This is a genomic window from Gardnerella sp. DNF00109, from assembly GCF_049262845.1.
Taxonomy (GTDB): Bacteria; Actinomycetota; Actinomycetes; order Actinomycetales; family Bifidobacteriaceae; genus Bifidobacterium; species Bifidobacterium vaginale.
Genome location: NZ_CP058406.1, coordinates 1,314,893 through 1,328,771, shown reverse-complemented (window position 1 = coordinate 1,328,771; position 13,879 = coordinate 1,314,893). Strand labels below are relative to the sequence as shown.

Annotated in this window: 6 protein-coding genes; 5 read left to right on the top strand and 1 reads right to left on the bottom strand. The window is 43.4% G+C overall.

What is annotated here, in order from left to right:
• Window positions 1-543 precede the first annotated feature (543 nt).
• Complete coding sequence (locus HXT20_RS05285; protein WP_422114296.1) at window positions 544-5,169, bottom strand: hypothetical protein; 4,626 nt, start codon at window positions 5,167-5,169, stop codon at window positions 544-546.
• A gap of 399 nt (window positions 5,170-5,568) precedes the next feature.
• Between HXT20_RS05285 and HXT20_RS05280 the strand changes: the two genes are divergently transcribed.
• The 5 genes from HXT20_RS05280 to HXT20_RS05260 all read left to right on the top strand — a co-directional run bounded on the left by HXT20_RS05280 (window position 5,569) and on the right by HXT20_RS05260 (window position 13,859).
• Window positions 5,569-6,948 (top strand): MFS transporter, encoded by a 1,380-nt coding sequence (locus HXT20_RS05280; RefSeq protein WP_004113044.1) that lies wholly within the window; start codon window positions 5,569-5,571, stop codon window positions 6,946-6,948.
• A 277-nt stretch (window positions 6,949-7,225) separates the two neighbouring features.
• Window positions 7,226-7,369 carry a hypothetical protein gene (locus HXT20_RS05275; RefSeq protein ID WP_004113042.1) on the top strand — a complete coding sequence of 48 codons (144 nt, stop codon included), beginning with the start codon at window positions 7,226-7,228 and terminating at the stop codon, window positions 7,367-7,369.
• Window positions 7,370-7,516: 147 nt separating this feature from the next.
• Window positions 7,517-9,496, top strand: a complete 1,980-nt coding sequence (locus HXT20_RS05270) for an RNase J family beta-CASP ribonuclease (RefSeq protein ID WP_422114295.1) — start codon at window positions 7,517-7,519, stop codon at window positions 9,494-9,496.
• Window positions 9,497-9,532: 36 nt separating this feature from the next.
• A complete protein-coding gene (gene pepN / locus HXT20_RS05265; RefSeq protein ID WP_422114294.1) occupies window positions 9,533-12,145 on the top strand; it encodes an aminopeptidase N in 2,613 nt (870 codons plus the stop codon).
• A gap of 133 nt (window positions 12,146-12,278) precedes the next feature.
• Entirely contained in the window at window positions 12,279-13,859 is a 1,581-nt protein-coding gene (locus HXT20_RS05260; RefSeq protein WP_413428960.1) for an aminopeptidase P family protein, read from the top strand.
• The last annotated feature ends 20 nt before the right edge of the window (window positions 13,860-13,879 follow it).

Below are 13,879 nucleotides of genomic sequence, written 5' to 3'. Positions count from 1 at the left end.
CTGAGCTCTCAAAGCGTAGCGCGCGAAGGCAATTCGGAGCGCTGAGCTTGCTTAAGGTTGAAAGCACGGTGTGCTTTCAACGCGAGCGAAGACGTTCGCGCGGCTAATCCGTGTGAACGATGTGACGGGTTTTGTTGTTCGACACGCCGTAAATTAGGTACAATCGCACTACATGACTGAGTCAAGTGTGGTGGAGATTCGAGATACGCAAAAGTCCTAGCATGTAAGAGGGCTGGGTGATTCTTGGTCGAACAATATAAGAGCGGCAGCCGATACCAAACAATCCAATGAGCCACCACTACAAACAAACCTCAACCCAAAAACAAAATCAAAGACAAAACGGAACAACCGCAACAACAAACTACACGTAAGAGGCAGAGCGTTGTGAGACAAGAATCACCCAGCCCTCGCTTCAACAACAGATAAGGAGAATGTTCGAGCGATACGAGCCGATTTTTGTATATGACAGATACAAAAACCGCGGAAGACTAGTCAATTATAAGACCAGTTAACCGCGGTTTTATTTTTGTTTTTTAGTTTTGATTATGCACGACGATGGCGAGCGAAGTAAGTGCCGCCTCCGATTGCTGCGATCCCTGCAACAACAGCCGCTAGAGCTGCAACAACCTTAAGTGTAGTGTTGTTGTATGCGCTTTGCGCGCCGTCTTGTGCGCCGCCAGAAGCTTGAGTGTTCTTAGACTCATCCTTGGATTCACTAGATTCACTCTTGGAATCCTTATTGGATTCGCTCTTAGACTTACTCTTTGCAGAATCCTTTGCATTATCATTATTGGACTCGCTATTAGCAGCAGAATCCTTAGCAGCATCTTGTGCTTTAGCAAGATCTTTAGCTGCAGCTTTAGCGCCAGATGCAAGAGCAGCTGCTATGCGGTTAGCGCTGCTTGCGCTAAGAGTGTTAGCGTGTGCTGCGCCTGCAACATTATTCGCTGCAACGCCATTAGCATTTTGAGCATTTGCACCGTTAGCACCGTTAGCATCGTTTGCGCTTTGCGATTGTGCAGCTGGAATAGCAGCGTGGAATCCGAGTTGCTCATTTCCGAACAAGTTGTTTGCGTATCCTGCAAGATACTGGTTGTAGTAGTTTTCGAAGGATTCGCTAGAACTCGTGTTGTTGCTCGTACTGCTGCTAGTGTTATTTTGCGTTGCACTAGTTGAACCAGTATTTTGATTAGCATTGCCTGATTCAGTGTTTTGCTCTTGTGTTCCACTGCCAGTGTTGGTATTAGAACCACCTTCATTATGATGTTCCGGTACCACTGGTGGTGCAGGTACTACTGGTGGTGTAGGTGGTGTTGGTACTGGCACAGGAGCTGGTGGCACAGGAGCAGGTGGTTCTGGAGCTGGTTCTGGAACAGCCTTGGACAGGCTTTCTGCTGATTTTTGCAACGTGCTAGTAGCAGAACTCAAAGTAGTAGAGCAAGAGTTAAGGGTTGCTAGCATTGTTGTAAAGTTACCAGTTACAGCAGCAAAATTCGCCTGATATGTCACTCGAACTTGTTCAGGAAGAGCAGCTACGGCTGCTGCAAATTTAGTCTTATAAGACTCAACCTTTGTTTTAGCTTGTGTAACCTTAGTTTTAGCAGCTGCAAGAGCAGATTGAGCAGAAGCAACCGTAATCTTAGCTTGCTTAACAGATTCTTTAGCAGCACTAATAGCAGCAATTGCTTTTTCTACATTTTGTTCAGCAGTCTTAACAGCTTCAGCTTTTTCTTTTGCTGTTTGTTTTGCATTCTTAAACTCAGTTTCAGCGCTAGTTTGCTTTTGTTTTGCTGTTTTAAGATCGCTCTGAGCAGTTGCTACCTTTGTTTTAGCAGCTTTAATCTCATTGTCGTGCTTTTGTATTGCTGCAGCAAATCCAGATATCTTTTCAGTTAACGCAGTAACCTTCTTATTTGCTGCCTCAAGAGCTTCAACAGCACTATCTTTAGCTTTGATTGCATCTTGAACAGCCTGCTGTGCTTGATCAACCTTCTGCTTAGCTTGTGTAACAGCCTGAGTTAACTCTCCATCAATCTTATTCTTTTGAAGTTGAGCATCATTTTTTGCTGCATCAGCAGCTGTCTTAGCTTGTTTAGCAGTCTGCTCCAGAGTTTTGGCTTTTTCTTTCAGCTGATCGAGCTCACCTTGAAGATTTTGAATCTGCTTATTGCGCTCTTCACTAGTCTGCTGAGCTGCAGCCTGAGCCTTCTGCTCAGCTTCTTCATACTTCTGCTGCGCACTTGTAGCTTCAGTATTTAACCTATTAGCTGTTTCTTGAGCTTGTGTTAAAGCTTTATTTGCTTCTTGAACATCAGTTTTAGCCTGTTCAAACGCAGTATTTGCATTTGTAACAGCCTTCTTAAGATTCTCAATAGTAGTGCGTGTAGCGTTTGCAGTATTTATGGCAGATTTAGCGGTGTCTAATGTGCTCTTCTTAGAAGATAAATCAGAATTTAATTTGGCAATAGTTTGTTCTGCATACACCAAATATTGTTTGTTATTGTCATATACATTTTTTGCTTCAGTTGGATTTTGCCAATGACTAGGTATGTCATTCAAATGATCTTCATATTCTTTTATAAAGTTTGCTGCTTTTTGCTTTTCTGAACTAATGTTGTCAATATTCTTTTGAACTTCTTTAACATCATTTTCAAGAGCAATAATTTCCTGATCTTGCAAACCAACTTCAGGTTTAGCGGCATCTGCAGCGTCTAAGTTGTTAGCATCGCTCATGTTCAAGTCATAATGCAATTTACGAAGCTCATACTTTTTAACAAACAAATCGTAGTTTGCTTTATTCGCTTCAGCATTAAGCTTGTTTATAGCGTCATTCTCTTGCAACTCTGCCTTAGCGCTTTCATCAAGGCTACTCTCGTAATTAGCAAGAAGTTGCTTATACTTAGCAATAGTAATCGAAGATTCGTTGCTTCCGTGCCATACAGCTACATCTCCTACAACATCTTCTTTGCTAGTGGTAGACTTTCCGTTTACTGTGGTTGTTGTTATAACTTCTTGCAAGCTTAAGTCGCTTTCAGCGAATCCGCCAGCAGTAATATCTTTGCTAGCAAAATTCGTGTAATGACCCACAGATTCCAAGAAAATGCCCTTGAGTTTACTATTATCATCAGCAGACTCAAACAACTTAGTATCTGGATTCTGCCGCATGTATCGACCCAAATCATAACGATGTTCTTTAAGAACCTTTTTACCAGCATCAGAAATCTTATGAGTTACTTCACTACCTTTTTCGCCAGTTACAAACGTTCCTTCAACAGCCTTGTCGTAACGCTCTTTTTCAACCGTATACCAGCCGCTAAGAGCGTTATATTTTTCAGCATCTACAGAGCAAGACGTATTGCCATTTGCTGTTATATGGCAACTTCCATACTCCTGATTCTTATGATCCTTAGAGTCTCCGTCGTAATTGCCCCACGCAAGATTTTCTGTAGCATTGTACGGGTTAGTTTTCATCACTTCGCTACTCTTATAACCAGGGTGGTTTATTGCATGATTATGATTTGCACCAGAATAGAATGAGTTTACAATTGACTCTGCAATCAAGCTAAGACGCACGTTAACAGCGCCCAAAGTTGCTTTGTCTTCAGTACTTGCGCTGTTTTTATCGCTATCTTCTTTGCGTAACTTGTTGAGTGCCTCGTAGTAAGTTGCAGCTTCCTTCATGTTTTGCAATGAATCCGCGCCGCCAACTTTACCGAGTTTTACAAGATCCTTATACCACATAGGTACTTCAACGCGGTCTAGAACGTTTTCTGTTTTGTCTCCGTTCTGGACTTGCTTCATGATTTCAACTCTTTCACCGTTCAAAATCTGCTTAGCGCGCTGAGCGTCTGCAAGAAGAGCTTTATCTTCTTTGCTAGTAGAATTTTTATAAGTTTTAATCACATAATCCAAGAATCCATCAAAGTTTGCTGTAGTTGTAGAAGCATTTTTAGCAGCTTCATCTGCAGCATTCTTAGCGTCTTTCACAGCTTTTTCTGCATCGCTCAACTTCTTAGCGTCTGGGTTCTTTTCAAGCGCGTCTTCTGCTGAGTTGAGATTCTTTCCAGCGTTATCTAAATCGTTTTGCTTATTTTTAGCTTCTTTATCTTTCTTATCCTCATCTGCCTTAGCATCTTTAGCTTTTTGTTCAGCTTCAGATGCTTCACGCTTAAGTCTTTCTACCTCTTCGTTAGTGGTAGTAGTCGGATTATTTAGAGCATCAATCTTATTTTGCTTTTCTTGCTGCTCTTTTTTGTTATTTTCAACAGCGAGATCTGCTTGTTCTTGTTTTGTTTTGGCTCTATCAGCTATATCATCTAAACGAGCTTGTTCCTTCTTTTCGTTTTCTAACTTTTCTTGTGATTCCTTTAATTTTTTGTCGTAATCGTTTTTCTCGTCTTGCTTAGCTTCTAAAGTTCCTTTTGCTTTTTCTAAAGCTGTGTTTTTATCAGTAACATTATTTTCAGCGGTTTTCTTTTCTTCTTCAGCCGCAGCCTGTTCGTTCTCGGCTTTCTTCTTTGCTTCTTCAGCTGCAGTCTGCTTAGCTTGCTCGTCTTTTAAAGTCTTTTCTTTTGCAGCTACATCGCCTGCAGCTTCTTCAGCTACTTTCTCTTTGGCGTTAACTTCATTGTTAGCTGCTGTTAAATTGTTGTCAGCCTCAGTCTTTTCTTTATCTGCTTTATCTTTTGACTTGTTAGCAGCATTTAAACCATTCTGAGCTTCTTCGGCAGTGTTCTTGGCTTCAGTTGCCTTTTCGTTTGCTTGCTTAACTTCATTGTCTGCTGTAGCTACATCTTTTTGAGCGTCTTCACTCTTGGACTTTGCATCCTTTATAGCTTGTTCTGCAGCTTCATTTTTCTTTTCTTCTGGCTTCGTTCCCTCGCTATTTCCACCGACTTGCTGGCCTGCAGGAGTGCTGCCAGGTTGATTCTGCCCAGAAGCACCACCTTGATTTGTGTTTCCAGGATTTGTGCTTCCAGGTTGAGGATTTTCATTACCTGAATTGCCACTAGGATTTGCGTTACCACTTTGTGGAGCCTGTACAACAGGTGGCGTATTGGTATCAGAATTTGGTGGAGTAACTGTTTCAGCGTTGGCAACACCTGCCATGCCGAATAATGCAAGAGAACTTGCGCCTAAAGATATTGCTACGGCAAGCTTAGCGTTCATAACTAACCTCTCCTCTTTCTAATGATTAAAATAGTAGACTCTGCTATTTAAACAAGATTTTGTGCGAGAATCGCAATTTTTGTTCGCTTCCATTGCGATCTTTTTTAAACCTTGCTTCATACGAAAACAGTATACAGCTCTACGGGGGGGGGGTATCAAGTTTTCAATGCGATTTTATCAAATACCTATGGATTAACGTTCGAATCGACGATTTCGATCTGCATAATGCGCGAACGATTTTCCCGATTTTGTTTCCCCAATCGACCAAAAAGGGAACAAACACGGGAAAATCAAAACATCAATCTGCAAACTTTGACGCCATAATGTAGACTAGAAAGATACTCAAAAATCAATCATGTTAAGCACGTTAAACGCGTACAAATTTTAAGGGAAGTGAATATGTCATCGAAATCGGCGCAGCAAAAGTCTTCGCCTATGTCAAATTATGCAAGATTATTCTCTTTTGAAGGAACGCGAGCATTTTGCATATCTGGAGCAATAGCAAGGCTGCCTATTTCGATGATGGGTTTAGGAATCGTTCTTGCACTAAACCACATTTACAACAATTGGACTATTGCAGGCACTATGAGTGCCGCATACGTGCTATCACAAGCAGCCGTAACGCCATTATATGCAAAGTTTTTTGATAGATTTGGTCAAAGAAAAGTTGGAACACTTGCTCTAAGCGCGCAAGTTGTAGCTATGCTATCTTTTGCTGTTGCAGCGCTAATACGTGTACCCTTGCCAATACTTTTTGTGCTTGCAATCTTAATGGGAGTTACGCAATTTGCGTTCGGCGCGCTTGTTAGAACGCGCTGGGCATACACACTTAAAAGTCAAAGCGACGATACGTTACTAAACGTTGCATATGCGCTTGAATCTGGAATTGACGAGATTGTGTTTATTTTCGGACCAATTCTTGCAGCATGGCTTGCCACTAGCGTTCACCCTGTATCTCAACTTTTTGTGCCGGTTTTAGCAAGTGGACTAGGTGGAGCGTGGTTCTTATCACTTAAAAACACACAGCCAGCGGTTATTAAAATCGTGCAAGTAGAAAGCGCGCCTAAATACGACGAAGACGTGCAAAATGCAATAAGCGAGCAAAGCGAAAACGTACAAAACACACATAAAAGCAACAACACTACAAAGCTTATAGACAGGCTTTCACTTAAACAACTCAAAAACAAAAATCGTAAGAAGAAGCCTAAAAACGTTCTTCTTTACCGCGGAATCATACCACTTGTTGTTATGTTCCTTGTTTTTAATATGAGTTTTAGCGCTTTTGACGTATCTGTTACTGCAGCAATGCGTGCGCAAGGATTAGACAAATTAATCGGCTTGCAACTTGCGCTGTTTGCATGCGGATCTTTAGTTGGAGCTGTTATTTTTGGTTCTCACAAATTCCGCGGATCTAATTGGTCTCATCTAATCGTGTTTTTAAGCCTTCTTACTATTGGCTTTATTCTTATGAACATTAACTTAGATAGACTTGTGCTTCTAAGCATTTTTGAGCTTTTAAGCGGACTATGCGTTTCGCCAATTTTTGCAACTGGAAATCTTATTGTTAAAGACACGATTCCTGAGCACTCGCTTACCGAAGGATTATCGTGGCTGCCAACGGCATCTGCAACTGGCGCTTCTCTTGGATCAATGGTCGCGGGCTTTGCGATTGACGCGTGGAGCTCGCATGGCGGAATGATGGTTCCATGGATTTCTACGCTTGTTGCAATTCCAATCGCATCAATTGGGTGGATTATTGTAACGCGCAAACAACACTGACGCTTTTCATACTAAAAGGGGTATATGCCACAGCAAAAAACGTTACAAATGCCTCACCGATAATACAAATGTAACGAATCCGCATATCTCGCAACAGCAAACAGAGAATTACCCTTGCGCGCTACGCTATAAGCGCGACAACCTGTCTGAGCGTTCAAAGCGTAGCACGAAGGCAATTCGGAGTATTATCTTTTGCAAAAAAGTATTGTAGAATTAGGAATAATAGGTTTTTATAACAAAACAATAAACAATAAACAAGAATTTTAGAAGGTGTGTAATGTTTGGTTCAGATTTATTCGCAGCAGCAGGCTTTGCTGACATTCAATCAGGCTCCGCAATTTTAGGTTCAATGATTTTCGCAATCGTTGTAGTACTAATCGGCATCGGAATCAAGATTTGGAAAAAATACGGTAAGCATTAGAGTTTACGCTTTAACACACGTTTCAACACACGCTTTAACATTTTGGCTTTAGCTTTAGCTTTATAGGTTATTTACGACAAATTCAAAGCGATTTGCTTCATATTTTTAAGTGTTAATCCGTTGAGGCGTAACGCTACAATGGATTAGATGAGTAAGACAACGATGCAATTGACGGATGAGATTCTTGCAGAAATTGTAGACTCTGTAAAAACCTCCCAACCTTCAAAAATAACGAATAAAAAGTCAAATAAAACTGTGAAAAAAGAAAAAACAACTAATACAAGTAAAAAAAGCAATAAAACAAGCGATAACAAGATTAACGATAACAATATCGAATCTTTGAAAGCAAGCAAAAAAATCAAAAATACGCAAAGTTCTAAAAGTTCTAAAATAGTTAAAAACGCGCTTCCACCAGTGGTAAACGATCAGCGCGATGGTGCGTTAATCGCTCCGCCAAAATATCGCAAGGGGTCAATGAGAATTGTTCCGCTTGGCGGATTGGGCGAAATCGGAAGAAATATGAACGTTATAGAATACAACGGTCATATCTTACTTATAGACTGCGGAGTGCTTTTCCCAGAAGAAGAGCAGCCAGGCGTAGACCTGATTTTGCCAGATTTTCACTACATTCAAAACAGGTTAGATAAAGTAGATGCTCTGGTACTTACGCACGGACATGAAGACCATATTGGTGGCGTGCCATATTTGCTAAAAATGCGTCCAGACATTCCTCTAATCGGATCTAAATTAACACTCGCTTTTGTTGAAGCAAAATGTGCAGAACACAGAATCAACCCAAAAATGATTCATGTAGAAGGCAGAGACAAGCTAAAAATAGGTCCTTTTAATTTGGAGTTTATTAACGTAACACACTCCATTCCAGACGCTCTTGCAGTGTGTGTAAAAACGCCAGCAGGAACGCTTATTGATACGGGAGATATAAAGCTAGATCAGCTTCCACTAGACCATAGGCTTACTGATTTAGTTGAATTCGGAAAGCTTGGCGAACAGGGAATTGACTTATTAATGGCGGATTCCACAAATGCCGAGGTTCCAGGATTCGTTAAGCCAGAAACCACTATTGGACCAGCTTTGAATCGCGCGTTTGCGGAAGCCACTCGCAAAATAATCGTCGCAAGCTTCTCTAGCCATGTTCACCGCGTTCAGCAAGTCGTAGACGCTGCACACAAGTATGGTCGAAAAGTTGTGTTCGTTGGGCGCTCAATGGTTAGAAATATGTCTATTGCGGCAGATCTCGGCTACTTACATATTCCAGAAAATACTGTTGTAGATTTAAAGCAAGCAAAAGATATTCAAGACGACAAGCTTGTATATATGTGCACAGGATCTCAAGGCGAACCAATGGCAGCTCTTGGGCGAATCGCAGACGGAATACACAAAGATATTACAGTTAATGAGCTTGATACCGTAATTCTTGCAAGCTCACTAATCCCAGGAAACGAGCATGAAGTTTACAAAGTAATCAACAAGCTTGTACAAATGGGCGCTCGCGTAATCAACAAAGATAATGCTGCGATTCATGTTTCTGGTCATTGCAATGAGGGTGAGTTGCTCTACTTGTACAACATTGTTAAGCCAAAATGCGCTATGCCAATTCACGGCGAACACAGGCATCTTGTGGCAAACGGTTCGATTGCTGTTAAAACAGGCGTGGATCCTAAAAATGTTGTTTTGGCAGAAGATGGAGATGTTGTGGACTTGTACCACGGAAACGCCGCCGTTGTTGGATCTGTGCCATGCGGATACGTGTATGTTGATGGCGATTCCGTTGGCGAGCTTACAGACGAAGAGCTGGAAAAGCGTAGAATCCTTGGCACAGAAGGATTTGTGTCTAGCTTTATAGTGGTAAATACAGATAGCGCAGATGTTGTAGCAGGTCCAAAGATTTACTTGAATGCTGTTGCAGAAGACGAGTCTGATTTTGAAAAAGTTCGATCTCAAATTGTTTTCCAGCTTCAAGACGCTATGATGCATGGCGAGAAAGACACGTATAAGCTTCAGCAGATTATGCGAAGAACGCTTGGAAGTTGGATTGCGCGTGCGTTGCGTAGGAAGCCAATGATTGTGCCAGTAGTAGCAAATATTTCAGAAAATAATCAAGAATAAGGAAAATATAAAGGAAATATAAAAAGGAAGGTAAATATGCCAGGAGCAAATCTGACTCGCGTAGAAGCTGCGGAACGTTTTAGCGCAATTCAAATGCCAATTCACTACGATGTTGCGCTTGATTTAGGCAAAGGGGAACGCGATTTTAAATCGCACACAAAGATTGAGTTTGATGCTAAAGCTGGTGGAACAAGCTTCCTCGATTTGATTGCAAACAGCGTTGAATCCGTTGTGCTCAATGGCGCATCTCTTGATGTTTCTAAGGTTTTTGCAGATAGTCGAATTGAGCTAGCAAATCTGCTTGAGCATAATACCGTAGAAGTTGTAGCAAACTGCCAATATTCCAACACGGGCGAAGGTTTGCACAGAAGCGTTGATCCTTCCGATGGCAACGTGTATTTGTACACTCAGTTCGAGGTGCCGGATGCTCGCCGCGTTTACGCAGTGTTTGATCAGCCAGATTTGAAGGCGGTTTTTGATTTTAGCGTGGATGCTCCAGAAAGCTGGATTGTGACTTCCAACATGCCAGTTAAGAGCGAAACAGCGCTGGAAGGCCGCGAAACTGAAGCAGGCACTTTGGAAAATGGCGCTGTAGAAGGAATGAAGCGCTGGGTGTTTGAGTCAACTCCAAAAATGAGCTCCTACTTAACTGCGATTTGCGCAGGACCTTATGCTGAGTGGCATACGACTTACAACAACGAAGACGGTCGCGTAGTGCCAATGGCAATGTACTGCCGTCAGGCACTTAAAGACGCTTTTGCAAAAGACGTTGACTACTTGTTCGATATTACGAAGAAAGGTTTTGCTTTCTACGCTAAGACTTGGGGAGTGCCATACCCGTACGCAAAGTACGATCAGATTTACGTGCCAGAATATAACGCTGGAGCTATGGAAAACATTGGTATGGTTACAATTCGCGACCAATACGTGTTTGAATCCAAGGTCACGGACGCATATGCTGAGCGTCGTGTTGTAACAGTTTTGCACGAGCTTGCACACATGTGGTTCGGCGATTACGTAACTATGAAGTGGTGGAATGATTTGTGGCTTAACGAGTCTTTTGCAGAATTCACTTCTACGCTTGCAACTGCTGAAGCAACAGAATGGCATGACGCTTGGAGCACTTTCAATTCTGGCGAAAAAAGCTGGGCGCTTAATCAAGATCAGCTTCCAACAACCCACCCAATCGTGGCTCCAATCAACGATTTGAACGACACTTCCGTTAACTTCGACGGCATCACTTACGCAAAGGGAGCTTCCGTATTAAAGCAACTCGTAGCGTACGTTGGTCGCGAAAAGTTCTTTGAAGGAATCCACAATTACTTGAGCAAGCATGCATACAGCAACGCAACTTTGGCTGATTTGTTGCACGAGTTGGAGCTTACAAGCGGACGCGATCTTAAGGCTTGGAGTGCTCAGTGGCTTGAAAAAGCTGGAATTAACACGATTTCTACCGAAGTTGAAGAAGCAGCTGACGGCACTATTGCTTCCTTGCGTTTGCGTCAGAGCGCGCCAGCTGAGCATCCTGTTCTTCGCGCACACCGTTTGGCTGTTGGATTCTACAATGTAGATGAAGTAACTGGCGAAATTAAGCGCACAAAGCGAATCGAACTAGATGTTGACGGCGAAGTGACGGAAGTGGCGGAAGCGCGCGGCGAAAAAATGCCTGCGCTTATTCTCGTGAACGACGACGATTTAACGTACACAAAGTTGCGTTTTGACGCAAAGTCGCTTGAGTTTGCTGCAGAAAACTTGTATCGTTTCAAGGATTCTTTGACTCGCTCGCTTATTTGGCTCGCATTGTGGGATATGACTCGCGACGCAGAATTCCCAGCAGAACGCTTCGTGGAACTCAGCCTTAAAGCCTTGGCAACTGAGCGCGAATCAACTACTTTCCGCTATGCTCTTGGTCAAGTAAAGGTAACTGCAAGCCACTACGTGGTGCCTGAGCGTCAAGCAGAAGTCGCAAAGCATGTAGCTCACGAACTTTGGCAGTTGGCTTTGGCAGCTTCTGCAGGTTCTGACGAGCAATTCCAGTTGCTCAAGGCTTATCTTGGATACGGCGAAGTTGGAGATGCTGAGTTTGTGCGCGTAGCTAACGGATTACTTGACGGTTCCGTGCGCTTAGAAGGCTTGGAAATCGACAACGACTTGCGCTGGAGCATTCTTATTGCGCTCGCAGGCGTGAACGCTTTGGACGAAGCTGGAATTGACGCGGAACTTAAAAAGCGCGATACTACTGAGAATCGCGAATACGCTTACCAAGCTCGTGCGGCTCGATCAACTGCAGAAGCTAAGGATTGGGCTTTTGAACAGGCTTTGCGTAATCTCAATTTGACTAATATGCAAATGGGTGCTGTGGTTGTTGGCTTTGCAAGCACAGCTAAAGGCGATTTGGTTAAGCCTTATGTTGAGCGCTACTTTGCTGAAGTTGAGTGGATTTGGAAGAATCGCACATTCCATATGGCGGAAACTTTGATTGAAGGCTTGTATCCAAATTATGCGGATGTAGACGAATTAGTTGAGCGCGGACAGCGCTGGCTTGATGAGCATAAGGATGCGGATCAAGCTTTGCGTCGTATGGTGCTCGGCAAGCTTGATTCTTCTCGCCGTACGCTTAAGGTGCAGCATTACAACGCTTCGCTTTAGTATTTTGCAAGTTAATGGCTATTTTCAATGTACATTCCTAATAAGAAAATAGGGAAATGTAGATTGAATCTAAGTTTATTAAAGATTAGGTTGATTAAAGATTAATTCAAGGAGTCGCAAGATGGCAGAAGATATGCATCAATCAACGCCAACAATACATGGTGAGCAACTAAACGCGGATGGTACGCAGAAAGCGCAAGACCGCGTAAACAATCGATCTTTGCGCCCAAACAGCGATTCCTTTAAAGAGTTTATGACTAGTGGCTGGGATAACCAGGAGCCACAAATCGAACCGCTTGAGTCCTCAAAGTACACGCCAGCACGCTTAGAAGCGCTTGGTAAGAGGTTCCCAGGCGAGCGCCTTGTTATCCCAGCAGGTCAGCCAAAAGTACGCAATAACGATTGCGACTACGCTTTTAGACCAGACACAACTTTCGCATACTACACTGGCTTGGGTCAGGATTACGAAGCTGGCGCTGTTCTTGTACTTGAGCCGGTGCAAGCAGGCAGTAACGAGGAAGCGGCTGGCGAAACTCACGTTCCGCAGCTTTTTGTGGCTCCTCGCGCAGACAATAGCACTGATGCGTTCTACAAAGACCCGCACTACGGTGAATACTGGGTTGGTCCTCGCGCAGGACTCAAAGAGTTGAAAGCTATGACAGGCATTGAAACGCGTGATATTGCGGAGCTTGACGACGCAATCGCAAAAAATGTTAGCGACGATAATAGCTCTGCCGAAAGCGTGCGTGTGCGAATTGTGCGAGAAGCGGACTCCGATTTAACAGCACGTGTAGATGAGTTAAGAGAAGCGAGCGGATTTAGCGACGAAGATGCAAATATTGCTGCAGACGATAAATTGCACGAAGTAGCAGCCGAAGCTCGTATGCTTAAAGATGCTTACGAGATTGGTGAAATGCGCAAAGCTGTTGCTGCTACAAAGTTAGGCTTTGATCGCATGCTTACGCGTTTACCTCAAGCTTTAGGCAAAGAGCATTCTGAGCGCATGATTGAAGGCGCTTTTAACTCCGTTGCTCGAGAAGTTGGAAACGAGGTTGGCTACGATACGATTGTTGCTTCTGGAAAGCACGCTCCAATTTTGCATTGGATGCGCAACACGGGCGTGGTTTCTAGCGGGGATCTTCTTTTGATTGATGCAGGCGTAGAAGTCAACAGCCTTTACACGGCAGACATTACGCGAACTTTCCCAACAAACGGCAAGTTTACAGACTTGCAAAAGAAGCTTTACCAGTGCGTTCTCGACGCTCAGCAAGCTGGTTTTGAGGCGGCTAAGCCAGGCGCCACTTACAGCGATATTCACCACGCTTGCATGCGCGTGCTTGCGGAGCATTTGCACGAGTGGGGTATTCTAAAGGTTAGCGTTGAAGAATCGCTTTCGCCGCAAGGTCAGCAGCATCGTCGTTGGCATGCGTGTGGTGTTGCTCACCACTTGGGTTTGGATGTTCACGATTGCGCTCAAGCTCGCTACGAGGCGTATCAGGGTGCGAAGATTACTCCAGGAATGATTTTCACAATCGAGCCTGGCTTGTACTTTGCTGCCAATGATCTTATGCTTCCGCCAGAAATGCGCGGAATTGGAATCCGCATTGAAGATGATGTTTTGATGACGGAGAATGGCCCTGAATGGCTTTCTATCGATATTCCTAAGCAGATTGATGATGTAGAGGCTTGGATGGCTCAGTGCGCGTCAAAGTAACGTGCGGCAGAGCAACTTTT